27 protein-coding genes and 1 tRNA gene are annotated in these 23,060 nt (G+C 68.0%); 11 read left to right on the top strand and 17 right to left on the bottom strand.

Features of this window, described 5'->3' with window-relative positions:
• Positions 1 to 50: 50 nt before the first annotated feature.
• The 4 genes from K32_RS21490 to K32_RS21475 all read right to left on the bottom strand — a co-directional run bounded on the left by K32_RS21490 (position 51) and on the right by K32_RS21475 (position 3,349).
• Positions 51 to 1,148, bottom strand: a complete 1,098-nt coding sequence (locus K32_RS21490; protein ID WP_201401465.1) for an AI-2E family transporter — start codon at positions 1,146 to 1,148, stop codon at positions 51 to 53.
• Between the two features lie 163 nt (positions 1,149 to 1,311).
• Positions 1,312 to 2,340, bottom strand: coding sequence for a YihY/virulence factor BrkB family protein (locus tag K32_RS21485; protein WP_201401464.1), 1,029 nt, complete (start codon positions 2,338 to 2,340; stop codon positions 1,312 to 1,314).
• Between the two features lie 78 nt (positions 2,341 to 2,418).
• A complete protein-coding gene (locus tag K32_RS21480) occupies positions 2,419 to 2,793 on the bottom strand; it encodes a porin (RefSeq protein ID WP_201401463.1) in 375 nt (124 codons plus the stop codon).
• Positions 2,783 to 3,349, bottom strand: a complete 567-nt coding sequence (locus K32_RS21475; protein WP_201401462.1) for a tyrosine-protein phosphatase — start codon at positions 3,347 to 3,349, stop codon at positions 2,783 to 2,785. The genes K32_RS21480 and K32_RS21475 overlap by 11 nt, the downstream gene beginning before the upstream one ends.
• Before the next feature lie 213 nt (positions 3,350 to 3,562).
• On the opposite strand from K32_RS21475, the gene K32_RS21470 reads away from it, so the two are divergent.
• Positions 3,563 to 3,766 (top strand): DUF2934 domain-containing protein, encoded by a 204-nt coding sequence (locus tag K32_RS21470; protein WP_201401461.1) that lies wholly within the window; start codon positions 3,563 to 3,565, stop codon positions 3,764 to 3,766.
• 76 nt (positions 3,767 to 3,842) lie between these two features.
• Here K32_RS21470 and K32_RS21465 read toward each other — a convergent pair whose 3' ends face one another.
• The 5 genes from K32_RS21465 to K32_RS21445 all read right to left on the bottom strand — a co-directional run bounded on the left by K32_RS21465 (position 3,843) and on the right by K32_RS21445 (position 6,155).
• A complete protein-coding gene (locus K32_RS21465; RefSeq protein WP_201401460.1) occupies positions 3,843 to 4,262 on the bottom strand; it encodes a CrcB family protein in 420 nt (139 codons plus the stop codon).
• A 10-nt stretch (positions 4,263 to 4,272) separates the two neighbouring features.
• Positions 4,273 to 4,662 carry a CrcB family protein gene (locus K32_RS21460; protein ID WP_201401459.1) on the bottom strand — a complete coding sequence of 130 codons (390 nt, stop codon included), beginning with the start codon at positions 4,660 to 4,662 and terminating at the stop codon, positions 4,273 to 4,275.
• Between the two features lie 405 nt (positions 4,663 to 5,067).
• Positions 5,068 to 5,274, bottom strand: a complete 207-nt coding sequence (locus tag K32_RS21455) for a hypothetical protein (protein ID WP_201401458.1) — start codon at positions 5,272 to 5,274, stop codon at positions 5,068 to 5,070.
• A gap of 160 nt (positions 5,275 to 5,434) precedes the next feature.
• A complete protein-coding gene (locus K32_RS21450) occupies positions 5,435 to 5,686 on the bottom strand; it encodes a hypothetical protein (protein WP_201401457.1) in 252 nt (83 codons plus the stop codon).
• Positions 5,687 to 5,900: 214 nt separating this feature from the next.
• On the bottom strand, positions 5,901 to 6,155 hold the full coding sequence (locus K32_RS21445) for a DUF1344 domain-containing protein (RefSeq protein WP_201401456.1): 255 nt from the start codon (positions 6,153 to 6,155) through the stop codon (positions 5,901 to 5,903).
• Between the two features lie 466 nt (positions 6,156 to 6,621).
• On the opposite strand from K32_RS21445, the gene K32_RS21440 reads away from it, so the two are divergent.
• Complete coding sequence (locus tag K32_RS21440) at positions 6,622 to 8,400, top strand: sulfatase-like hydrolase/transferase (protein WP_201401455.1); 1,779 nt, start codon at positions 6,622 to 6,624, stop codon at positions 8,398 to 8,400.
• A gap of 28 nt (positions 8,401 to 8,428) precedes the next feature.
• Here K32_RS21440 and K32_RS21435 read toward each other — a convergent pair whose 3' ends face one another.
• Positions 8,429 to 8,689: a BrnA antitoxin family protein gene (locus K32_RS21435; RefSeq protein ID WP_201404604.1), complete on the bottom strand. Its 261-nt coding sequence runs from the start codon at positions 8,687 to 8,689 to the stop codon at positions 8,429 to 8,431.
• On the opposite strand from K32_RS21435, the gene K32_RS25005 reads away from it, so the two are divergent.
• Complete coding sequence (locus K32_RS25005; RefSeq protein WP_244669674.1) at positions 8,625 to 9,347, top strand: MarR family winged helix-turn-helix transcriptional regulator; 723 nt, start codon at positions 8,625 to 8,627, stop codon at positions 9,345 to 9,347. The genes K32_RS21435 and K32_RS25005 overlap by 65 nt on opposite strands.
• A gap of 54 nt (positions 9,348 to 9,401) precedes the next feature.
• Entirely contained in the window at positions 9,402 to 10,148 is a 747-nt protein-coding gene (locus tag K32_RS21425) for an SDR family NAD(P)-dependent oxidoreductase (RefSeq protein WP_201401453.1), read from the top strand.
• Between the two features lie 125 nt (positions 10,149 to 10,273).
• Here the strand turns inward: K32_RS21425 and K32_RS21420 are convergent, their stop codons facing one another.
• The 6 genes from K32_RS21420 to hemC all read right to left on the bottom strand — a co-directional run bounded on the left by K32_RS21420 (position 10,274) and on the right by hemC (position 16,982).
• Positions 10,274 to 11,848 (bottom strand): sensor domain-containing diguanylate cyclase, encoded by a 1,575-nt coding sequence (locus K32_RS21420; RefSeq protein ID WP_201401452.1) that lies wholly within the window; start codon positions 11,846 to 11,848, stop codon positions 10,274 to 10,276.
• A gap of 434 nt (positions 11,849 to 12,282) precedes the next feature.
• Positions 12,283 to 12,358, bottom strand: a tRNA-Thr gene (locus K32_RS21415).
• Between the two features lie 109 nt (positions 12,359 to 12,467).
• On the bottom strand, positions 12,468 to 14,051 hold the full coding sequence (locus K32_RS21410; protein WP_201401451.1) for a heme biosynthesis protein HemY: 1,584 nt from the start codon (positions 14,049 to 14,051) through the stop codon (positions 12,468 to 12,470).
• 10 nt (positions 14,052 to 14,061) lie between these two features.
• Entirely contained in the window at positions 14,062 to 15,243 is a 1,182-nt protein-coding gene (locus K32_RS21405) for a COG4223 family protein (RefSeq protein ID WP_201401450.1), read from the bottom strand.
• 47 nt (positions 15,244 to 15,290) lie between these two features.
• A complete protein-coding gene (locus K32_RS21400) occupies positions 15,291 to 16,037 on the bottom strand; it encodes a uroporphyrinogen-III synthase (RefSeq protein ID WP_201401449.1) in 747 nt (248 codons plus the stop codon).
• 6 nt (positions 16,038 to 16,043) lie between these two features.
• Positions 16,044 to 16,982: a hydroxymethylbilane synthase gene (gene hemC / locus K32_RS21395; protein ID WP_201401448.1), complete on the bottom strand. Its 939-nt coding sequence runs from the start codon at positions 16,980 to 16,982 to the stop codon at positions 16,044 to 16,046.
• Between the two features lie 122 nt (positions 16,983 to 17,104).
• On the opposite strand from hemC, the gene tsaD reads away from it, so the two are divergent.
• Genes tsaD through K32_RS21380 form a run of 3 tightly spaced genes read left to right on the top strand, consistent with a single transcriptional unit; the run spans position 17,105 to position 19,610 of the window.
• Complete coding sequence (tsaD, locus tag K32_RS21390) at positions 17,105 to 18,199, top strand: tRNA (adenosine(37)-N6)-threonylcarbamoyltransferase complex transferase subunit TsaD (RefSeq protein ID WP_371812750.1); 1,095 nt, start codon at positions 17,105 to 17,107, stop codon at positions 18,197 to 18,199.
• Positions 18,196 to 18,645, top strand: coding sequence for an NUDIX domain-containing protein (locus K32_RS21385; RefSeq protein ID WP_201401446.1), 450 nt, complete (start codon positions 18,196 to 18,198; stop codon positions 18,643 to 18,645). Before tsaD ends, K32_RS21385 begins: the two co-directional genes overlap by 4 nt.
• Positions 18,642 to 19,610 carry an NAD(P)H-dependent glycerol-3-phosphate dehydrogenase gene (locus K32_RS21380; protein WP_201401445.1) on the top strand — a complete coding sequence of 323 codons (969 nt, stop codon included), beginning with the start codon at positions 18,642 to 18,644 and terminating at the stop codon, positions 19,608 to 19,610. The genes K32_RS21385 and K32_RS21380 overlap by 4 nt, the downstream gene beginning before the upstream one ends.
• A gap of 6 nt (positions 19,611 to 19,616) precedes the next feature.
• On the opposite strand, the gene K32_RS21375 is transcribed toward K32_RS21380, so the two are convergent.
• Entirely contained in the window at positions 19,617 to 20,387 is a 771-nt protein-coding gene (locus tag K32_RS21375; protein WP_201401444.1) for an MBL fold metallo-hydrolase, read from the bottom strand.
• A 91-nt stretch (positions 20,388 to 20,478) separates the two neighbouring features.
• Here K32_RS21375 and K32_RS21370 point away from each other — a divergent pair, with 91 nt between their 5' ends.
• The 4 genes from K32_RS21370 (at position 20,479) to K32_RS21355 (ending at position 23,007) form a co-directional block, all read left to right on the top strand.
• Positions 20,479 to 21,378 carry a LysR family transcriptional regulator gene (locus tag K32_RS21370; protein WP_201401443.1) on the top strand — a complete coding sequence of 300 codons (900 nt, stop codon included), beginning with the start codon at positions 20,479 to 20,481 and terminating at the stop codon, positions 21,376 to 21,378.
• A gap of 206 nt (positions 21,379 to 21,584) precedes the next feature.
• Positions 21,585 to 21,863, top strand: coding sequence for a YciI family protein (locus K32_RS21365; protein WP_201401442.1), 279 nt, complete (start codon positions 21,585 to 21,587; stop codon positions 21,861 to 21,863).
• Between the two features lie 45 nt (positions 21,864 to 21,908).
• Entirely contained in the window at positions 21,909 to 22,337 is a 429-nt protein-coding gene (locus K32_RS21360; RefSeq protein ID WP_201401441.1) for an EVE domain-containing protein, read from the top strand.
• A 7-nt stretch (positions 22,338 to 22,344) separates the two neighbouring features.
• Entirely contained in the window at positions 22,345 to 23,007 is a 663-nt protein-coding gene (locus tag K32_RS21355) for a methyltransferase (protein ID WP_201401440.1), read from the top strand.
• Positions 23,008 to 23,060: the final 53 nt, after the last annotated feature.

Genomic DNA, 23,060 nt, shown 5'->3' with positions numbered 1-23,060 from the left:
CGGCCGTCCGCGTGGACGCCGGGCCTTTTTCTTGACCGCTTTCCTGACCGCTATCCTTCGAGGAAGTGGCCAACGGCGTTGAGCGGCCGGACGCCGTCGCAGATGATCTTCGCCATGGCGAGCATCGGCACCGCCAGCACGGCCCCCGGCACGCCCCACATCCAGAACCAGAAGATCAGCGAGACGATCACCAGCACCGGGTTGAGCGTGAAGCGCCGCGCCAGCAGCATCGGCGTGATCGCCTCGCCCTCAAGCACGTGGATGAGCAAATAGAGCCCGGCCGGCAGCAGCGCCTGCCAGAGCGGGTCGATGGTGAGCAATCCCGCCAGCAGGAACAGGCCGACGCCGGCGACCGGGCCCATGATCGGCACGTAGTTCAGGAGGAAGGCCAGAGTGCCCCAGAGTATGGGATCGCCGAGGCCGCAGGCCCACATGGCCAAGCCGGTGGCGACGCCGACGGCGATGTTCATCAGCGTGATCGTCACCAGATAGGCCGAGACGTTCTCCTCGATCTGCTGCGACAGCTCGACGACGCGGCGCTTGTCGCTGAAGCTCGGCAGGATCTCCACCATCCGGCGCAGGAAGGTGTCGCCGGAGACGAGCAGGAAGAACAGCACCAGGATCGTCTCGAAGAAGCCGCTGGCGAAATGCTGGGTGCCCTTCATCAGCGTCTCGGAGAGCGTCGGCCCGGCGCCGCCGGCCGTGGCGCCGTCGAACTGATGCAGGAATTTCTGCAGCGCGCCGATCGGCTGGCTGAGGAATTTGAGCCGTTCTTCTAGCCGCTGTACGCCTTCCGGCAGCTTCTCGGCCCAGGCCGTCGCCGGGCCCGAAAGCGCGGCGCCGACGCCGACGATGACGCCGAAGACCGCCAGGATCAGCAGCAGCGCCGCGATCACGCGCGGCACATGCAGCCGATCGAGCAGCCGCATGCCGGGCTGGAACAGCAGCTTCAGCACGATCGCCAGCACGATCGGCAGGATGATGTCGGCGGCGAAGGAGCAGACGGCCAGGATGGTGATGGTCAGCAGGCAGGCCTGGATGACCAGCTTCGGATCCGCCGGCAGCGGCCCGGCCTCGCCGGCGAGTTCCGGCGGCTCCAGCGGCTCGGTGTCGGTGGTCGGGATCTCGATCCGAAGCGGCTCGGCCATCGGCGGGTTCGCTTTCATCCGTATCATCGCGGGATACTGGCAAAAACAACCAATCGCGCGCGACGGGGGCCCGGCCACGCGGCTTTCGAACCGGAAAACGCGGTCGCCGCGGTTTCGTTGCCTCGGGACTTCAGCGGCCTTGGGCTTCAGGCGTCCAGGGACTTCAGTCCTGGGCCTTGCCGATCGAATCGGCCACCGCCGCGCCGCGCTTGCCGAGCGGCTTGGCCCGGCCCGTGGTCGAGTCGCGCGCCGTTTGGTGCTCCATCTCGGCATTGAGCTCGGCGCCGATCAGGATCACCGTCGCCGACAGCCAGATCCAGGTCATGAAGCCGATGATGGCGCCGAGCGCGCCATAGGTGCGGTCGTAGCTGCCGAAGCTCGAGACATACCAGGAGAAGCTGATCGAGGTGATGATCCAGAGCGTGGCGGCGACGGTGCTGCCCCATGTGACCCAGCGCCATTTCGGCTGCTCGCGGCAGGGGCCGAAGCGATAGAGGATGGCCAGCGCCGCCCAGACGAAGAAGCCGAGCACCGGCCAGCGCAAGAGGGTGATCCAGGTCTCCGACGACCGGCCGACCTCGAGCACGCGGAAGGCGATCGGCACGGCGATGATGAAGACGATGGCGCCGATGCCGGCGGCGATCGCCAGGAAGGTGAAGATCAGGCTTTCGACGTTGAGCGCGATGACACTGCGCTGCTCGCGTTCGCCATAGGCGACGTTGAGGCCGTCGATCGTCGCCTTGATGCCGGCATTGGCGCTCCAGATCGCGAACAGGAAGGAGAGGGCGAAGCTGAAGCTCAGCGTGCCGCTCGAAGCCCGGACGGCCAGATTGACCTGGTCGGCGATCAGCTCGAACGCGCCGGCGGGCAGCACGAAGGCGAGGCCGGAGAGATGGCTGTTGATGGTGGTGTTGTCGGCGATGAGCCCATAAAGCGTGACCATCGCGCTCAGGCCGGGGAACAGCGCCAGCAGGCAGAAGAACGCCATGCCGCCGGCGAGCGTCAGGACACGGTCCTCCAGCGAGCTTTCGAAGACGCGCCAGAGAATGTCCTTCCATCCGCGCGCCGGGATGTCGGCGGGGGTGTTGGCAAGCCTTCCCCGGCCCGGCTCCGCCTCGTCGATCGCCTTTTCCATCGCACGGGGCGACAGATCCCCATTCAGCAGCTCGGGAGGAAGTTTCGCGGACGTCATCAGCCCTGCCTGTTCGTCGGTTTGTCGGGGGAGCGGCGTGGCTCGCGGATCAGCAACCGGCAGGCGGCGGCATCGCCGTTACCGGAGTTCGAACGCCTGCGTCCCCGGTCGCGTTCCCGCCCCGCTGCCGCGGCCGAAAGAGGTGCCGAACTTAACATAGCCGCCGATCTTGATGCAGACGCCTGTTGCCGGCGAATAGGTAAATCCTTCGCCGAAGGCTTCGCAGATCCGGGCGTAGCTGGAATCCTCTGCCTCCTTGGGCTCCGGCGCCGCGCTCCGCTCACGCCTGGACGGAGGGTCGACCGGTGGCGCGTCGAGCCGAAATCCCTCCGCCTCCGCCGCGCCGGCGCCGAAAAGCGTCAGCGCCGCCCAGAGTGCGGGTTGGGCGAAACGACTCCGGCCGACCAGGGCTGGAGCAGACGGGAAGTCGGGAATCGAGGGCTCAGGAATCATGATAACCGAGCCATGGTTCCAGATCCTCGAAGGTCCGGTCGATCGGCCAGGTCGGTCCGTAGGGAATGGCGAAATGGCCGTAGCGCAGCGAGATCTGGTCCTCGGCCGCCTTCTCGCCGAGCTTGGCGACGGCCGCCACATAGAGCGCCGCGGCCAGGCTGGTCCGGTCGCTGCCATCGGCGCAGTGGATCAGCACCGGCTTCTCGGCCGTCTCGAAGATCTGCACCAGCCTCTCGGCGTCGGTTTGCGGCAGCTCGGCGCGGGACGACATGCGGAAATCGACATGCGCGATGCCCAGCCGCTTGGCTTCGGCGACCTCCTGGTCATACCAGCTGGCGCCGACATTGGCGCCGCGCAGGTTGATGATCGTGCGGATGCCGTAGCTGCGGGCATATTCGTCGATGCGATGCGGCGTGGGCTGGCCGGAGCGATAGAGCGTCCCGGCGATGACCGTGTGGAAATTGCCCGTCACGAGCAGCATGCAGATGTAGAGAAGGAGAGCGAGCGGCAGGACGAGAAGCGAGCTGCCGAAGGTGAGAATGCGCTTGCGGTTCACGGGTCGGTCCAGTCGTCGTCTCGAGAGCCGAGATCGGCTCAGATGCAAACTATCCGAAGCCGCGTCGAACGGCCAGAGCTACGCCGGGGGAGCGGCCATCCGCCTCGGGAGACACGTCTTTCGAGCCGGATTCGCACGAAACCTTGGGCGGGTTCGGGTATTGATTCCGGGAGCGCGCGCCCCGTCCGGCGCGCCGAGGAGCCGGAGTTCGCCATGTCCCATCCCTTCACCGAACAGGAAATCGCCGACGAGGCCCATCGGCTGTGGCTTGCCGAGGGTAGCCCCGAAGGCCGCGCCGCCAGCCACTGGCAGCAGGCGATCGAAAACCTGAAGTCGCGGCAGCCGCAGCCGCCCAAGAGCCAGAGCGAGATCGCCGGCGAAAACATGCCGCCGGAGAAGATCGCTTCGGAACTCTGAAGCCATCCTCCAGCCGCCCGGCCCGATCGGGCGGCGGGGCCCCCGATATTGCCGGCGGCCTCGTGCCTCAGGCTCGCTATTGTCCTCCGGCGCGTCCCGGCGGGCGGACTTCCTCCGAGCGGCGCGGTCCGCCGAGCTTCAGCCCGGCCTCCACGGCCGCGTAGCCGGCCACGAGGCTGACCACGAGATAGAGAACGGCGACGACCGCGCCTGACGTCGTTTCGGACATCAGTACGTAGGACCCGTAGACGAAGCTGGAGAAGGTCGACAATCCGCCCATGATGCCGGTGGCGACCAGCGTATTGACGTCGTCCGATACGGACTTGCGATTGTGAAGGCCGGTCACCAGGCCGAGCAGAAACGCCGCGACGACGTTGGCCGCGAGGATCGAGGTCGGGAACCCGTCGGAAAGATCGGGCACCCCCAGCATCAGGAATTCACGGACCATGGCGCCGAGGGCGCCGCCGACGAAGACCAGGACGATTGCGTTGATCATGACGCGCCCCTCAACCCTGCAGCCTTGCGAGCCCGGCGCCGCCGGCCGCGGCGATCAGGCCGGCGGCGACGGATCCCAGCAGATAGGCATAGGCGTAGAACCGGCGACCCGCCCCGCTCAGCTTGGCCGCGTCCAGCTGCATGCTGCTGAAGGTGGTGTAGCCGCCGAGGATTCCGGTCAGGATTCCGGCATTCAGGCCGTTGCCGAAGCGGTCGCGCCAATCGACCGAAAACAGGATCGACAGATAGCCAATCACGAAGGCGCCGCTGATGTTGATCAGGAAGGTGCCGAGCGGAAAGCTGCCGTGATAGCGCTCGCCGACGACCTTGCCGATGAACCAGCGCAGCAGCGACCCCGCGCCGCCGCCCAGTCCCACCCACATCACGTCCATAGGTGTCATTGTTCTTCTTCTCGCCTGACGAAAAGCGGCTGGCAGTCCGGAGGTCACGCCTCGAATCGGCCTATCGACAGCCATTGACCGTCGACAACCGAATCGCGGCGCCCCATCAAAACACACTATGAAGTTGACCAAGTCGCAGGCAAGGCTCGAAACCCGGCATCGGGGCGCCAGGAAGCGAAGCTCAAAATGTCATGCAGGCAAGGTGGATCCGCGCCTGTGGGGCAGCGTCCGGATTGCGTCTTGTGCACTGGGCTTTGGTGGGGCGCTGCGAATATCCGGCTCGCCGTTATCCGGCCCTGTTTGACGGCGCAGATCGGGACGGCCACGCCGCATCATCAAGTAGGGCTGCGCCCAGGACGACGGTCCAAGGGGGTAGCGCGTGGTCTGGAGAGCAAGGGCAGGCGGTTAGTTCGCCCTGGCCCTCCTGGTCACGACGTCGGCGCCGTATTCGACTGCCAGGTAGTGAAGCCTGTCCCTCAATCTCTGGTCGGATTCAGGGTGCTCGGGCAGATGGCTCCGACATCGTTGCGCGGCCACATCGATGTTCACCGGCTCGTCGTTTTCGACGGCCATCATCACCTCGCAGATCAGAAGTTCAGTCATCATCAACATGGGGGACGCCTGACTTTGTTTCGTTCTGCAACGGTTCTGCCCGCTGCTTCCGTAACGGAATATGAGGACACGGCGCCGCGATGTCTCCCCAACTTAAGTTGATGGCCTGCGCCACCCTGTCGCAAATTGCACTCCGATTGATGGGCTGTCTTGCGCCATATCACGCGGCGGATACGTCCTGAAGCAGCGCGGCCTCAAGGTCCTTGGGGTCGATCGTCAGCGCTTCGGTGATGCCCGGTCTGGTCAACAAGATCCGGGTCGCGACGCGGTGATAGATGACCGTCGAAACGGTATCCAGGGTCTCCAGGTCCGTCTCAACTTCATAGCTGCCGGCAGGATAGGGACGATCCATTCCCGGCAGTTGAAAGGGATGTTTGAAGCTCACCCGCGCAGAGGAACTCGTCGTGGCCATGTTCGGGATGCCTCAATTTGCGCTTCGAGCCTGGCTCAGCGCGTGAACTACCGTTCAGTTTCGGGGGCGAGGCGATCGGGCAAGACGAGCCGCCGATTGTACAACGGGCGAGCCGCGCATGTGGTTCCGGGCGTTTGTGCTGTTCAAAAAAACGACGCCCGCAGGGGACGGGCGTCGGGACAGGTCGGTCGGACGGATGACCGATCGGATGGGTTCATTCGGCGGGGTCGGGATTGTACGCGCCGATGCCTTCATTGCCCTGATGCGCCACGCCGACGAGCTCGCCGGGGACGATGCCGAGAAGCTGCCTGCCATTGGCGAAATGATAGGTCGCGCCGCCCTGCAGGGTCAGCGTGCCGGTGGTGGCGTTGACGCTGGTGACGTTGCCTTCGGTCTGCTCGACCGCGAAGGCGGCCGAGCCGGAGGCGAGGAAGGTGACGGAAACCGCGGCAAGGATGAGGGTGCGCATGGGGTTCTCTCCTGGTCGATACGGGGGGATCGACACAAAGTTCGGAGCGGTGGAACCACGGGGTTTGGTTCGCTTTTCAACCGCCGCCGATGCGCTGATTTTGCAGCAGGACGCTTTGCCGGCAATCGATATCGTATGTCTGGCAGGTTAAATTTGTAACGGATTATTGCCAGCTATTTCCGTAAGTTAGCCGTGGAATCCGCCGGCGCGGAAAGGTTGCGCGACGGGGAAAACTCGCGCGCATTTCCTTCGCCGCCTAGCCGGACCGGCCGCGCATTTCGTATCCCATCGCATGAGCGTAGTCGCTGGCGATGGCGTCGGTTGCGAAGCTGTGGAGTACTGCTTTCAGGTTGGCTTAGGTCGGCGCATCGTTGTACTAGCCTGACGCTGCTACGGGCGTTCGCGGGCGCGAGTACCCGGCCATGAGACCTTCTTCGAAATGGGTAACGCGTTCAGTACGATAGCCGTGGTCCTGGCTCTGGCCTCCGTCCTGTATCGTCTCCGTCGACGCTATCTGCGTTCGTATCACCGCCGGGTTCGCCTGCGCGCTGAAAAGCTCGGCTGGCCGCTGGTCGTCGCGAGCCTGTTCTGCATGTGGCTCGGCGTCACGGCCAATCTTCCGTCGATGCTGGCGCAGGGCCTGCTGGTCACGCTGGGTGCCGCTTCGCTCGCCGTCGCCGTCTCGATTGATCTCTGTTGCCGGCGGTATCTGGGCGCGGCGCCGCTGACGGTCTGGCGCCAGATCCCGTTTGCAAGCGCCGGCTTCTCGGTCCCCGTTCTCGCCTCCACCTATCTTCGCGCCTTTCTCCCGGCCGACTTCGTGCTGGCGACGACCGTTCTGTTCGTGGCGACCTGGGCGCTTGTGTCCGGGCTGGCCGGATCCGCCGGCGCTTCCTTCTGGGCGGCCTCGGCGCTCTTTTCCACGGCTCTGCTCGTCTGGACCCTGCTCGAAAAGCTGCGGGCGAGGCCGGATCTGCCGCAGGAGGCGTTGGCCTTCCTGCTGCACGAGCCGAAGATATCAGGCGGGGCGCGATCCCCTGACGCGCTGTATGCCGCCGACCGCTCGAACGGCTACAGCCTCGACCGGTCCGCGCCGGCCCTTCCGCGGACGATCCTTCTGATCCTCAACGAATCGGCGGGCCATTACCTCCCGTCGAGCGAGGGGGACACGTCCCTTGCCGAGAGGATTCTGGCCCTCAGCGGCCGCCCGGACGAATGGGTTGCGCCCGGCAATGTCGTGACGAACTCCTGCTGCACCGAGATCAGCTTTCCCTCGATCCTGACCGGCGCAGGGGCGCACGAGAGCATCGAGACATTGCATCGGTTGCCCTTCGTGTTCGATCTGGCCAAATCTCGGGGCTATCGCACGGCTCTGCTGATGTCGTCGGTCCTGAAATGGCTGAACCTCGACCGCTTCTTCTCGGCTGCGCCTCTCGACGAGCTCTACTCAGCCGAAATGAGCGGGAAGCCGATCATCAACGACCTCGGCATCGATGATGCCTTCACGGTGCGCCGCTTCGAGCAGATGATCGAGCGGGAAGATGGTCCCGTCTTCGCGGTCGTCTTCCTGAACGCGCTGCATGTGCCGTTCCAGGCTGACAGCGAGTTTCCCCTCGACGCCGGCCTGAAGGACAGGCGCTCCCGAGCGCTCGCGATCACGGAGCGGGCGCATCATCGCCTGTTCGAAGCGCTCAAGCGGGCGGGGCGATATGACGACGCGCTGATCGTGTCGGTCGGCGATCATGGCGAGCTTCCAGGGCGCCAGGATCTGCCGCGCGCGACCATTCCCCGCCAGGAGAATTTCAGCGACTGGGTATTGCGGCCTCTGTTCCTGCTGAAGCCGCCGCGCGACCTGCCGGCGCCGATGACCGAGGCGTTGCATGGAAATGTCGATCGCCTGATCGCCAATGTCGATATCGCACCGACGCTCGCGCATCTCCTGGGCGCGACGCTGTCGGGCGGTCTCGCCTATACGGGACGCAGCCTGTTCGAGCCGATCCCGGCCGAGCGCATTGCCATCGCCACCAGCGCGAATGAATGGCGGCCGTGGCACGGCGCAGCCGTGGCGCTGGCCCGGGGGCGGGAGCGCTTGATCTGCGATCGGTACGATTTCCTGCAGTATGAAAGCGGCGGTCCGGTCGATCCCGAGGCCGCCTCGCTAGGGCGCAAGGAACTGTTGGAAGCAGCGATGCAGGTCGCGACCGTGCGCCAGAACATTGCCCATATCTATCGCGAGTACCACTGAGGCACCGGGAGCGCCAACCCGCCTTCGGTCAGGATTCGGCGTCGGTGGATGGTGCTTCCAAGCCATCGGCGATCGCCGCGGCGCGCAATGCCTCGTTCATTCGATCCTGCCAGCCCGGGCCTTCGGCCTGGAAATGCTCAAGCACGTCGCGATCAATCCGGAGCGAGACAAGCTCCTTGGCGTTCGGGAGCGCGTTCGACTTGATGTCCGGTGCCCGCTTCTTCTTGGCGAACATCGCCTCCGCGGCCGCGAAGGGGTCCTGGGGACGGCGGGGCCTGTCTGACGACATGGTTTGTTTCCTCGGTTTCATTCCGCCGCTGGCAAGGCACGGGTGCGACAGCGTCGCCAATGGGCGAGGCATCAATGCGCAATCTGGAGGAGGATTCAAGGCACCGCCGCGAACCGCGCCCGAACGCCACGCTGCCTTCGCCCCGGGCGGGAAAGGTTCCACGGGAGAGGGGGCCCGCTCGGTGATGGCTTACGTTTGGCGAGCGGAATTGCTTAAAGGAGGGATGTCAGATCCCACGCCCGAGCAAATTGGACAACTCAGCCTCGCTTTTGAGCGGTTCACTCGTCGCTTCAAGGTTGCCGAGGCATCGGCGGCGATGGAAAACGCGCTCAACGCCCTCGACGTCCAAGCCCTCCTGTTCGTCAACGAGCATCCTGATTGCAGCCTGGGGGATGTTGCCCGGAACCTGCAAGTCGCGCTGACGACGATGTCTTCCTCGGCCGACCGGCTGGTCCGCAGGGAGATGATGGAGCGACAGCGGCACGAGGCGAATCGACGGACCGTGGCGCTGACGATCACCCCGAAAGGGAAGGAAGCCGTCGCAGGCTATATGGCGGGATATCGCGATGCCTGCCGCGCGATGCTGGAATCGCTCGATCCTGCGGAGCGGGCCGAATTTGTCCGGCTCACGGAAAGAATCGCAAACTACGATCGTTGAACATTACGAAAATCGTAGTATGGACATGCTGTCGAAACGATCAGGAAATTCAGCATGGCCAACACACCCCTCATCGCGCTTGTCACCGGTGCGAACAAAGGCATTGGCCTCGCCATCGCGCGCCAGCTCGGCGCCAACGGCCACTCGCTCTGGCTGGGATGTCGAGACCTGCAGCGTGGCGACGCCGCGGCGCGTGAACTGCGCAATGCCGGGATCGACGCTCGCGCCGTGCAGCTGGATGTTACGAATGAGGCCAGCGTGGCCGCTGCCGCCGGGACCGTCGAGCGCGAGGCGGGCAAGCTCGACGTGCTGGTCAACAACGCCGGCGTCATGTTCAGCCCGCCTCCTTCCGTCGCCGAGGAATCGATCGACGAGATCCGGCAGATGTTCGAGGCCAACGTGTTCGGCGTCCTCCGGGTGACGCAGGCTTTCCTGCCGCTGCTGCGCAAGTCCGAAGCGGCGCGGATCGTCATGATGAGCAGCGGCTTGAGCTCGCTCAGCGATGCCCTGGACATGCGGAGCGAAACCTGGTCGGTCGGCTTTGCCGGATACTGCGCTTCGAAGACGGCGCTGAACATGCTGACGGTAAAGCTCGCCAAGGAACTGGACCGCGAGGGGATCAAGGTGAATGCGGTGGACCCCGGACTGACCTCCACCGACATGACGGGGAACGGACCCGGCCATTCGCCCGAGGAGGGGGCTCGTCCGGCGGTCGCCCTGGCGACGATGCACGCATTCGGCCCTTCGGCAGGCTTCTACGCCTGCTCGGCATCGGGCGATCTTGTCCCGAAGCGATGGTGAGGGGCGCCCGGTGGGAGCGGGAGGTCGCGACCGTGCGCCAGAACATTGCCCATATCTATCGCGAGTACCACTGAGCTGTTCGCCAGCGAGCACGACATTCTCGCCGAGTTGAGGGCCGGCTGTGGCTATGCGGTTGTTCGGCGCGCCAGCTTGTCGGCATACATCAGCCGATCCGCGTCCCTGAGCACCGCTTGCGCCGAGCTGACGAAAGGGTCCACGCTGACTGCGCCGAAGCTTCCGCCGGAATAGTCGAAACTACACTCCGCGAACGTATAGGTGCCCCTCAATAGCGGCATCAGCCGGTTGCGCATCGCTTCGGCGATCCGGTCCGGGCCTTCTGGCCCGGACGGGGCCGCCAACCCGATCACCACGAATTCGTCGCCGCCGAACCGGCCCAGCAGGTCGCCCGTGCGCAGACCGGCTGACATCCGCCGGCCGACCTCAACCAGAAATTCGTCGCCGACCTCGTGGCCATGGGTGTCGTTGATCGTCTTGAACTCATCGAGGTCGATGAACGCGACCAAAACCCAAGCCTTGTTCCGCTTCGCGAGCGCAAACAACCGATCCAGCTCGGCCAGGATCGCGCGTCGGTTCGGAAGGCCGGTCAATACATCATAATTGGCCGCATACCGTTCATCCTGGTGACGCAACACAACCTGCCCTGCCACGCGACTGGAGAGGAAAATGAGGACCAGGCCGAATGCCGCCACCAGCCCGGCGATCAAGGCATGCTGGCGGCGCATCGCCGGCAGGTGGTCGAGCGAGGCAAGCGTGAGTAGCCGGTATTGCGTTCCTGGCAAGGGCTGAAGCTGCAGCAGATAGGGCCTGCCTTCGATGAGCCACTGGTCGGATTGGCCGGACCCGGGCACGGCGCTCACATCCATGGGCTTGCCGGGATCTTCGTCGCCGGAAGGCGGCTGCACCGTCCCAGGCGGCAGAAGCGCCGCCACGTTGCGGAGCATGAAGGATTCGGACGACGTGGTGGTCACGCGCCCCTGACCGTCCACGATCAACGCTATATGCCGCCCTGCCAGATAGAGCGCCATGTCCGGCGCGTCGAACTTCACCGTGACGGCGCCCAGCGCCACGTCGCTCGCATCTTCGATCCGACTACTGACGAAATAGGCCGCGGTCCTGTTCAGGCGGGCAATACCGAACAAGTGGCCGTTGCCGGTGCGCAGCGCGTCGGTCAGGTAGCTCCGGCCGTCGTAGATCATTCCGACGATACTGTCGGGCTCGGCCCAGTTGCTGGCGGTCACGGTGTCATACGAGGCATTGTTCATATAGATACGCGCGTAGCCCAGGTCGCTCGACAGCGCGTCCATGTAATCACCGACCTTGCGCACCAGCGGGTCGCTCGTGAACTGCGACGCGCGCTGTTCCCGCGTGAGCGCGGCGGCGCCGGGCGGATCGGTGTGGTAGCGGCTCGCAAGCTGAATGACCTGTCCTTGCCGCGCCACCATGTTGGCGACGCTGACCATCTGGGTGAACAGCCGGTCCACGACGCGCGCCGTGGTCGTGGCCTCGTATTCGGCGCTGGCTGCCAAATTGCCCAATTCCGCGGTCAGCGCTCTCTGCGACAGCCACCAACCCAGGCCGGCTACCAGAGCCACCCAGGCCACGACCAGGGCGAGCGTCACTTGACGAACGACCGGCAGTGTCTGCCGGCGGGACTCTTGCAGCAACGAAACGTGGCTCACGCCGCCGTCTCACTTGAAAGACGGTCGTTCAGAATAGTTTCGTCTGGCATCCAGCCAGTCCCCCAGTTCTTCGTGGCGGCTTCCCGGAATCAGGCAAGCCGGCTGGAAGCGTTACTGCCTCTCGCGCTACATTGATATCAACATTCCCCTACGTCGAGTCTACTTGCTGATGGATTCAACGCTCGGCAGACCTGGGCGGGGTGATGGTCATCATAGGGATGAGCGAGTGCCTCTGGGGCAATGAACGGCACCCTACCGCGCCGATCGCCGCCGGGGCGGTCATGGCCGATGCGAGGATGGAAAATCTGCGCCCCCCTCGTCGCTCGCGCTTACGTGCTCGAGCGGATAAATCGCGCGGGTCGCCATGCGGTCACCAAACAGCGCAAGCGCCCGGGGCGGCGAACCGAAAACATCCATGATTTCAGGGAGGGAAGTGGTGCCGCTTAGGTGATTCGAACACCTGACCCCATCATTACGAATGATGTGCTCTACCAGCTGAGCTAAAGCGGCCTACTTCGAGGATTTCACGGGGCGCTGCCGAAGGGCTGCGGTGAAATCGAGAGGGTTCATAGCCACATTCCCGGAGCGTTTCAAGCCTTAGTCGCGCTTCTCCACCGCCTCATTGCACACGCAGCCGATCGACCGGCTCCGCCTCGATGTCGTCGATGCCGGGATCGTCGGGGATCGGCGGCACGACGGCCGTGGCTTGCGGGCCGCCATTGCGCGCGGGCGCCGAGAAGACGGGGCGCGGCTCGACGGCGGCCGGGGTCGCCCGCTCGGACTGGCGCGGCGCCTCGTCCGGAACGGTCGTCCGGGTCGCTGCCGTACCGGCCGCCAGGGGCTCGATCGCCTCGATCACGAGCGGCTCCGGCTCCTCCTCGGCGACCACCAGGTCGATCGCCGGGCGCTGATCGTCGGCGAGCGCCGCCGTCGGGGTGCGCCATTCGAACGCATCGAGCCGGCCGGTGATCGGCGAGACCGGCGCCCAGGCCGGGAAGACATAGCCGTCGGCGGTCCATTGCGGATCGCGCGGGGCGCGGACGGCGCGCGACAGCCATTCGCGCACATGGCCGCGATTGCCGTCCGGGCCTTCCTCGATCTCGGCCATCAGCAGGCAGAAGCGCTCGGTGCGGTCCTTCTCGTCGATCGCGGCGAGCTCGCGGCGGGCGAGCTCCCAGTCGCGCGCGTCGATGGCGGCGCGGGCGACGGCGAGGTGGCTTTCGACATGGCCGGGGCGCAGCGAGGCGAGGCGCTGGGCCCGCTTCAGCCGGTCCTGCGCCGAATCGCCGGCGCGCACATTGCCATAGGCTTCGGCGAGCTCGGGATGCGGCGCCTGCTTCCAGGAGGTCTCGAGGACGCGGACGGCGCGCTTGACGTCGCCATGGCGGGTGAAGAGCCGCGCCGCGAGCGTCGCCGCCGGCACGAGGTCCGGCCGCAGCTTGGCAGCCTCCTGCGCGGCGGCGCGGGATTCCTCCGGATTGGAGAGTTCGAGCTCGAGCCCGCGCGCCGTCAGAAGCACGGCGCGCAGCCGGTGCGCGGTGGCGCGATCGATCAGCTTGGCGTGCAGGTTGGATCCGAGCGTCGTCAGCGCCGCCGACCATTCGCCATGCGTCGCCTGGTCGTCGAACAAGGCCGTGCCGGCCCAGCCGAGGCTCGGCGCCGCCTTGGCGGCTTCCTCGGCATAGTGGCGCGCGGCCTCGCGCTCGCCGCTCCGCTGCGCCTCGACATAGAGCCCGCGCAGGCCGAGCAGGCGGGTTTCCGGCTCGTCCAGCATGGTCTCGAAGGCGCTGCGCGCGCCGGCGCTGTCGCCGGAGAGCTGCGCCGTCTGCGCCGCGAGCAGCAGCGTCAGCGGCTCGCCCTGCAGGATCTTCTGCGCCTCGCCCGAGAAGCGCCTGGCGCGCTTCAGGTCGCCGGCGCCGATCGCGATCATGCCGCGCGACAGCGCCCGGTAGCCGCGATCGCGCTTGCGGCCCGAGAGCCAGCCGCCGAACAGGCGCGGCGCGCGCACGGCGGCGAGGATCAGCCACAGCACGAAGGCGAGCACGATGAACAGCACGGCCATCGCAACGGCGGCGACCATCAGGCTGGTCGTGTAGTCGTAGCCCTGCCAGGTCAGCGCGATCTCGCCGGGCCGGTCGGCAAGCCAGGCGAATCCGGCCGCGGCGGCGAAGACCAGGGCGACATAGACGAGAATGCGGATCATCGTCGCTCCGTCAGTTCGAAGGGCTGGCGGCGGGAAGGCCGGCGAGGGCGGTGTCGATGGTGATGCGGCGGGAGGCCTTATCGGCCCAGTCCGAGAGCGGCGCGCGGGCGATCGCGTCGAGCGCCTCGCCCTCGCGCAAGGTCTCGGCCAGGTTGCCTGCTTTCACGGCGGCTTCCATGCGCGAGACGATCGCCGTCGCCGAATTGCCCGCCATCGGGCCGGTCGGCTTGACGGAGACGAGCGAGCCGGCCGAGGCGGCGAGCCGGTCGATCAGGCTGGCGCCGGGATCGACCTTGGCGGCGGCGATGCGGATCTGCTCCGCCACAGCCGGGAAAGCGGCGGCGAGCTCCGCCTTGGACGGCGTGCCGGCGCCGGCGATCGGCGCCAGCGCGTCGAGCGAGGCATTCCTGTCGCCAAGCGCCGCGACGGCGGAAAGTTCGTCGGCGAAGGGGCCGGAGCCGCTCGCTGCCTGGCGCAGCGCCGTCACGGCGATGACGCGGGCGGCGGCTTCCGTCTTCGGATCGGCCGGCGGGTGCTGCTCGACCGTGTCGAGCCGTGCCGTCAGCGCGTCGAGGCGCGATTGCAGCGGCGTCAGATCGACGGGCGCGGCCCCAGCGGGCGCCGGGCGCGATTCCAGCGCCGCGAGCCGGCTTTCGAGCGGGGAGAGATCGACGGCAGCGGCGGGAACCGAGGCGGCGGGGGCCGCCGTCGGCTGGCTCGCCGCCTGCTTCAGCGCCGCGACTTCCTTTTCGAGATCGGCGAGGCGGGCGGGATCGACGCCGGGCTTGGCGGGCGCGCGGTCGACGGCCTCGATCCGGTCCAGTCGCGCCGAGACGGCGGCGAAGCGCGAATCGAGGCTGGCGGTGGCGACGGGATCGCCGCCGGTCGAGCTGGAGAGGAGGGCGACGAGCAGGCCGCCGATGACGCCGCCGCCGAGCGCGGCGATCGCCGGCACGAGGAAGCGCGCGAGCGCGGGATTGGAAGGCGGGGTCGCGTCGGCGGTCTCGGTTCCGGTCACGCCGGCCTCCGGTTCGTAAGCGGGCTTTGTCGCCTCAGGGCTGGCCTCCGGAGCGGGGGCATCCGGGCGCGGCGTGCGCGATTCGGCCTCGAGATCGATCGTCACCGGCGGGCGCTTGCGGCGCTGTCCGGGCGTTGCTTCGTCTGCCGGATGGAAGGTGTTGTCTTCGGCCATGTCACCTCGATCTCGTCGGTCGTTCGCGACCAGTATAGACGATTGCGTTAACGGACGCCTGAAGGGGATGTTCCCACGCTTCCCGGCAGCAGCGCCAGCAGGGCGTCGTCGGTGGGCTTTTCGGCGATGCGGATCGTGCCGAAGCGCAGGTTTCCGGCGCGAAGGGCAGCCGCGACGTTTTCCGACAGCGCGTAGATGGTCAGGCCGTCGAGGCGGGCGGGCGGGTCGAGCGCGGCGAGGCAGCGGACAAGCGCCGTCGCCGTGCGCGGCGAATAGAGGAGGACGCCGTCGATTCGGCCCTCGCGGAGCGATGTGGCAGCCGAATCGGGCAGGCTCGCCGCCGGATCCATGCGGTAGGCTTCCACAAGCGCCAGTTCGTAGCCGGCCTGCGCGAGCGTCTCCGTCCAGTTGCCGGCGCGGTCGACGGCGGCCGGATAGAGCAGCGTTCCGGCCGTGGGCGGCAGCGTTGCCAGGGTCAGCTCGGCCAGCGCGACGCCGTCGCCATCGGCGGAGCGGACATCGGCGAATCCCGCCCCGCGCGCCGCCGCCGCCGTGCGGTCGCCGACGGCGAGCACGGGAAGCGCGAACCAGGCTGCCGGGAGGGGCCAGCGCGCCAACGCGCGCAGGCCGTTCAGGCTGGTCAGCAGGATCGCGGCCGGATCGATCGCCGGCAGCGGCGGGTCGAGGAAGACGGTCTGAAGCATCGGCGCGATCACCGGCTCGTGGCCGAGAGCGCGCAGACGTTCGGCGGTGCGCGTCGCCTCAAGCTCGGGCCGGGTGACGAGCAGCCGCATGGCGCCTCAGGGGCTCGCGAAGAAGGTCTTGCCGCCGCGTCCGATCAGCTCGTCCGCCGCCGCCGTGCCGAGTGTCTCGGCGTCGGCGACCGGCGCGGTCATGCGGGTTTCCTCGGCCTGGCGGCCGTCCGGCGACAGCACGATGCCGCGGAACAGCAGTTCGTCGCCTTCGAGCGTCGCCAGCCCGCCGATCGGCGTGCGGCAGGAGCCGTCGAGCCGGGTCAGGAAGGCGCGCTCGGCGCGGAGCGCGATCTCGGTGGCGGGATCGTTGATCTTGGCAAGCAGCTCGCGGACGCGAAGATCGTCGGCGCGGCCCTCGACGGCGACCGCGCCCTGGCCGACGGCCGGCAGGAAATCGTCGAGCTCGAGGATCGCCGTCGCGTGGTCGGCGAGGCCGACGCGGCGCAGGCCGGCCAGCGCCAGCAGCGTGCCGTGCGCGACGCCGCTCTCAAGTTTGGCGAGGCGGGTCTGCACATTGCCGCGAAACTCGACGACGACGAGATCCGGCCGGAGGCGCAGCGCCATGGCGCGGCGGCGCAGCGACGAGGTGCCGAGCAGCGCGCCCTGCGGCAGGTCGCGGATCGAGCTTGCCACCGGCGACAGGAAGACGTCGCGGACGTCCTCGCGCGGCAGGAAGGCGATCAGCGTCAGCCCGTCGGGCAGGAAGGTCGGTACGTCCTTCGACGAATGCACGGCGATGTCGATCTCGCCGCGGAACAGCGCTTCCTCGAGCTCCTTCGTGAACAGTCCCTTGCCGCCGGCTTCCGACAGCGAGCGATCCTGGATCCGGTCACCCGAGGTCTTGATGGCGACGATCTCCATCGTGGCCTCGTCGACGCCATGGGCGATGGCGAGACGGGCGCGCGTCTCCTGCGCCTGGGCGAGCGCCAGCGGGCTGCCGCGCGTGCCGATGCGGAGGAGGGGGATCGAAGCGGTGGATTGCACGGGATCGGGTCCGGATGTTAGGGCCTGTCGGGTCCATGCCCGTCAGGGCTGAATTCGGCGCCAGTCTAGTCACGACGCGCCCATCCGCAAGCAAGCCGCGAAACGCGCGGCGAAAGGCCCCGGTGGTGAGTTCTTCCGTTCTGGTTCTCGGCATTGAAACGAGCTGCGATGAAACGGCGGCCTCCGTCGTCTCGCGCGACGCCGAGGGGCGCGGCACGATCCTCTCCAATGTCGTGCTGTCGCAGATCGAGGATCACGCGGCCTTTGGCGGCGTGGTGCCGGAGATCGCCGCGCGCGCCCATGTCGAGGCGCTCGACCGCATCGTCGAGGGCGCGATGGAGGAGGCCGGCGTCTCCTTCGCCGATCTCGACGCCGTCGCCGCGACGGCCGGCCCCGGCCTGATCGGCGGCGTCATCGTCGGGCTGACGACGGCGAAGGCGTTGGCGCTCGCCGCCGGCAAACCGCTCGTCGCCGTCAATCATCTCGAAGGTCATGCGCTGACGGCGCGGCTGACGGACGGCATCGCCTTTCCCTACCTGCTGCTTCTCGTCTCGGGCGGCCACACCCAGATCCTGCTGGTGCGCGGCGTCGGCCAGTATGAGCGCTGGGGCACCACGATCGACGATGCGCTCGGCGAAGCCTTCGACAAGACGGCGAAGCTGCTCGGCCTGCCCTATCCGGGCGGCCCGGCGGTCGAGCGCGCCGCCGCGCGCGGCAATCCCGACCGCTTCGCGCTGCCGCGGCCGATGTTCGGCCGACCCGGCGCCGATTTCTCCTTCTCCGGCCTGAAGACGGCGCTGCGGACCGAGGCGCAGGCGATCGCGCCGCTCTCCGAGGCGGATGTTGACGATCTCTGCGCCGCCTTCCAGCGCACGGTGACGCTGGTCGTGCGCGACCGCATCGGCCATGCGCTCGACCGGTTCCGCGCGGAATTCCCTGACATCGCCGATCCCGTCCTGGTCGTCGCCGGCGGCGTCGCCGCCAACAAGGCGCTGCGCGCCGGGCTCGATGCCGAAATGGTGGCGCGCGGCTTCCGGCTGATCGCGCCGCCGCTGGCGCTCTGCACCGACAATGGCGCGATGATCGCCTGGGCCGGCGCCGAGAGGCTGGCGCTCGGCCTCGTCGACGATCTCGCCGCGCCCGCCCGCCCGCGCTGGCCGCTCGACCAGCTGGCAGCGCCGATGCTCGGCTCCGGCCACAAGGGAGCGAAGGCGTGAGCGTCATCCGCAAGAACAAGGTCGTGCTTTACGCGACCTGGCGCGGAAAGCTGCTCGTCTTCCGCGAGCCGGATTTCCCCGAATATGGCATCCAGGTGCCCGGCGGCACGATGGAAGCGGGCGAAACGCCGGTCGAGGCGGCGCGGCGCGAATTTTCGGAAGAGACCGGGCTGACGGCGCCTGCCGTCATGACGCTGTTGGGCGAGCGGGAGTATCGCTATGCCCCGCCGGGCGGCCCGGAGCGGCAGCATCGGCGCTGGTTCTTTCATCTCGCGCTCGAAGGCGAGTTCGCGGAAAGCTGGGAGCAGATGGAGATGCATCCGGACTCTGGCGGCCCGCCGATCCGATTCGCGCTTTCCTGGCTCGATCTGCCGCTTGGCGAGGCGCTGTTCGGCGAGCTGGATGCGATGCTTGATTCCCTGCCTGCGCTGGAGACCGCGTCATGACGATCGACCACATCGCCGTCGTCGGCGCCGGCGCCTGGGGCACCGCGCTGGCGCTCGCCGCGCACCGGGCCGGCCGCAAGGTCACGCTCTGGGGCCGCAACGCGGCCGCGATCGCCGCGGCGCGGGAAAACGCCGCCCATCTGCCCGGCGTGCATCTGCCCGAGGCCCTCTCCGTCACCGAGCGGATCGAGGCGGTGCTTTCCGCCGACGCGATCCTGCTGGCGACGCCGGCGCAGACGGTGCGCGAGGTTGCCGGCCATCTCGAGGCCATCCGCGAGGACACGCCGGTCGTGCTCTGCGCCAAGGGGCTGGAGCGCGGCACCGCCAAGCGGATGACCGAGGTATTGGCCGAGGCGTTGCCGCCGGCCGCTCCCGCCGTGCTGTCGGGGCCGAGCTTCGCCGTCGATGTGGCGCGTGGCCTGCCGACCGCCGTCACCATCGCCGCGACCGATCTGCGGCTTGCGATGGCTCTCTGCCAGGCGCTCGGCTCGGTTAGTTTCCGCCCCTATGCCGAGACCGACATGCTCGGCGTCGAGATCGGCGGCGCCTTCAAGAACGTGCTGGCGATCGCCGCCGGCATCGTCGCCGGCCGTGAACTCGGCGCCAGCGCCAGCGCCGCCGTCGTCGCGCGCGGCTTCGCCGAGCTGCGCCGTCTCGGCGAGGCGATGGGCGCGCTGCCGGAAACGCTGATGGGGCTTTCGGGTCTCGGCGACCTCGTGCTCACCTGCTCGTCGACGCAATCGCGCAACTTCGCCTATGGCCATGCGCTCGGCAGCGGCGCCGCCCTGCCGCCGGCCTTGGCCGAAGGCGCGGTGACGGCCCCGGTGGCGCGCGATCTCGCCCGCCGCCTCGGCGTGCCGATGCCGATCACCGAGGCGGTCGCCGCCATCCTCGACGGCGCGCTGTCGATCGACGCCGCCGCCGAGGCGCTGATGCTGCGCCCGCTGAAGCGCGAGGCCGACTGACCCGCCTCAGAGCGTGAGGCGGAGCGGCTTGCCGGGTTCGAGGCTGACGAGACGGTCGGCGATGCCGAGCGCCTGGAAGGCCTGGGCGAGATCGGCGGCGTTTTCCTTGAAATGCGTCCAGCCATCCGTGTGCACGGCGACGATCTTCGCCGCCGGAAAGGCGTGCGCCGTCTCGATCACGTCGTTGCTGTCCATCGTCACGTGGAACTTGCCGCGCGGCTCGGCCGAGCCGGCGAAGGCGACGATCAGTTTGGGCGCGAAACGCCGCGCCACCTCGGCGACGCCCTCGTACCAGACCGTGTCGCCGGTGACGTAGATCGCATCGCCCGGCTGGTCGCGGCCGAGCAGGAAGCCGATGACGTCGCCCGAGATCGGCTCGAACCCCGCCGGCCCATGCCGCGCCGGCGCCGCCGTGACGAATAGGCGTCCGGCCCCGGTCTGAAGCGTCGTTGTCTCGAAGGGCGCCAGCCCCTGGGCGTTGCCGCCGAGCCGCGCCGCGCCGACCTTCGTGATGAAGGTGGTGCCGGCGGTGCCGAGATAGGCGCGGCCGGCATGGTCGAGATTGTCGAAATGCTGGTCGTGGCTGAGCAGCACGGCGTCGACCGCGCCGATCGCCTCGGCCGAGAGAGCCGGGCCCTTGGTCTTTTCCAGATGCACGGCGCCGGCGTAGTGGCCGGGCGCGTCGAAGGTCGGATCGGTCAGCAGGCGAAGGCCGCCGGTCTCGATCAGCAGGGTCGGACCGCCGACGAGCGTCAGCGTGGTTTCGGGCGTGCTCATCCATGCCTCCATTCGACAATGCGCGGTCGGGCCGCGTTCGTTCGAGAGATAGGGGCTCGTGGCGCTGCGAGAAATTCGCTAATCTTTCGCCATGGCTGAGCGTTTTCGCACAGAGGTGGACTGGGAGGATGCCCGTTACTTCGCGGCGCTGGCCCGCCATGGCAGCCTGTCGGCCGCCGCGCGGGCGCTGGCGGTCAACCACGCCACTGTCGCCCGCCGTGTCGCCGGACTGGAAAAGGCGCTCGGCGCCCGGCTGATCGAGCGGCGGCCGACCGGCTACGAGCTGACCGCCGCCGGCCGCGACGCGCTGCAGGCGATCGCCGCGATGGAGACCGCCGCACGCTCCCTGGCACGGCACGGCGAGGCGGAAGCGCCGGCCGGGTTGGTCCGGATCACGGCGACGCCGGGCCTCGCCGATGCCTACCTCCTTCCCCGCCTCGCGCTGTTCCGCGGCGAGCATCCGGCGATCGACATCGAGATGATCGCCGATCGGCGCCTGGTCAGCCTCGCCCGCCGCGAGGCCGATCTCGCCTTGCGGCTCGGCCGGCCGACCGATAGCGAACTGACCGCCCGGCAGGTCGCGACGCTCGGCTTCGGCTTCTATGCCAGCGCCGGCTGGGCGGCGCGGATCGCCGCCGGCGCCGAGCCGGACCTGGTCGGCTTCGACGAGGCGAGCGCGCATCTGCCGGAGGCGGTCTGGCTGTCGCGCCGGTTTCCCGGTCGCGGTCTGGCGTTCCGCACCAACAGCCAGCTGACGCAGGCCGGCGCCGCGCGGGCCGGGTTTGGCGTGGCGCTGCTGCCGCATTTCCTCGCTCGCCCGGATCCGGCGCTGGTCGCCGTCGATATTGAGGGAACGCCGCCGCTGCGCGAGCTCTGGCTGCTCGCCCGCCGCGAGAGCGCGATCCCCGCGCCGGTGCGCCTTGTCCGCGACGCGCTGGTGGCGCTGTTCAAGCGCGAGGCGGCGCTCTTTCGCGGCAATGGTGCGGGCTGATCCGTGAGGCGTCGATGCCTATATCCAAAGGCGTCGACGCCTTTCCCCTTCCGCGCGCGCCGCCGCTCTTTACGCGCGTCGGCGCGCCGCCTAACGTGCCGCCGCTATTCCGGAACCGCTCAGCTGAACGGTTCCAATTCTTGTTCGATCGCGTTTTCTTTCGGCGAACCCATTCCCTTCGCCCGAAAACGCTCCAGGAGGGTTTCATGCATTTCGTCGCCATTCTCACCGACAAGGACGACGGCCTGCCGGTCCGTCTCGAGAACCGCCCCGCCCACATCGAGTGGCTGAAGGAAACCGGCATCGCCATCGCCGGCCCGTTCCTGAACGAGAGCGGCGACATGTGCGGCTCGCTGCTGATCCTCGAGGCCGAGGACGAGGCCGCCGCCCGCGCCGTCTTCGCCACCGACCCCTATGCCAAGGCCGGCCTGTTCAAGGAAACGGTGGTTCGCCCCTGGCGCTGGGCCGTCGGCAAGCCGGCCTGATCGGCCGCGCCAGCCTCACTTCCCGATTTCGACCCGGAGCGTCCCATGGCCTATTGGCTCTTCAAGTCCGAACCCGATGTCTTCTCCTTCGACGATCTGAAGAAGAAGGGAGCCGCTGGCCAGGAATGGGACGGGGTCCGCAACTACCAGGCGCGCAACAACATGCGCGCCATGCAGCTTGGCGATCGCGGCTTCTTCTACCATTCCAACATCGGCAAGGAGATCGTCGGGATCGTCGAGGTGGCGAAGCTGGCCCATCCCGACTCCACCGACGACAGCGGCCGCTGGGAATGCGTCGATCTGCGCGCCGTCCGCGATCTGCCAAAGCCCTATTCGCTGGAGACGGCGAAGGCCGAGCCGCGGCTCGAGGGCATGGCGCTGGTCGGCAATTCGCGCCTCTCGGTGCAGCCGGTGACGGAGCGCGAGTGGAAGCTCATCCTGGAACTCGGCGGGCTCGACCCGGCCGCGATCTGAGCCCGGCTTGATCGCCGATCCGGCGGTTTTCGTCCGCGAGCAGACCCGGTTGTCGCCGGTTGCCTTCGTGCCGGAAATCCGCCTGCACCAGGCCGATGAGGCGACGGCGCTCTGGCACCTGACCGAGGCGACGCTCGACCAGGCTGATCTGCCGCCGCCATTCTGGGCCTTCGCCTGGGCCGGCGGGCAGGGGCTGGCGCGCTACATCCTCGACCATCCCGAAACCGTGCGCGGAAAGCGCGTGCTCGATTTCGCCTCCGGCTCCGGGCTGGTGGCGATCGCAGCGGCGCTGGCGGGCGCCTCGGATGTCGAGGCCGTCGACATCGATCCCTTCGCCGTGGCGTCGATCGGCCTGAACGCGGCGGCGAACGGCGTCGCCGTCTCGGCGCGCCGCGTCGATCTCATCGGCGCAGCGCTCGACAATTGCGACGTGCTCCTGGCCGGCGACGTCTTCTACGATCGCGGTTTCGCCGCCGTGCTGCTGCCATGGCTCCAGAGGCTCGCCGCGGGCGGCATGACCGTCATCGCCGGCGACCCCGACCGGGCCTATGCGCCGGCCACCGGCCGGCGCGATCTCGCCCGCTACGAGGTGCCGGTTCATCCCGCGCTGGAGGACGCCACGGTGAAGCGGGTCAACGTGCTGCAACTCGGCTTTTGCGAAGCGCTCTAGTCTGCCTTGCCCGGCCGCGCGGGATTCGCATAATGCGCGCCGGTATCACGGCG

The sequence above is a fragment of the Kaistia sp. 32K genome, assembly GCF_016629525.1.
In the GTDB taxonomy this organism is placed as follows: Bacteria; Pseudomonadota; Alphaproteobacteria; order Rhizobiales; family Kaistiaceae; genus Kaistia.
This window is presented reverse-complemented; position numbering and strand designations above follow the sequence as displayed.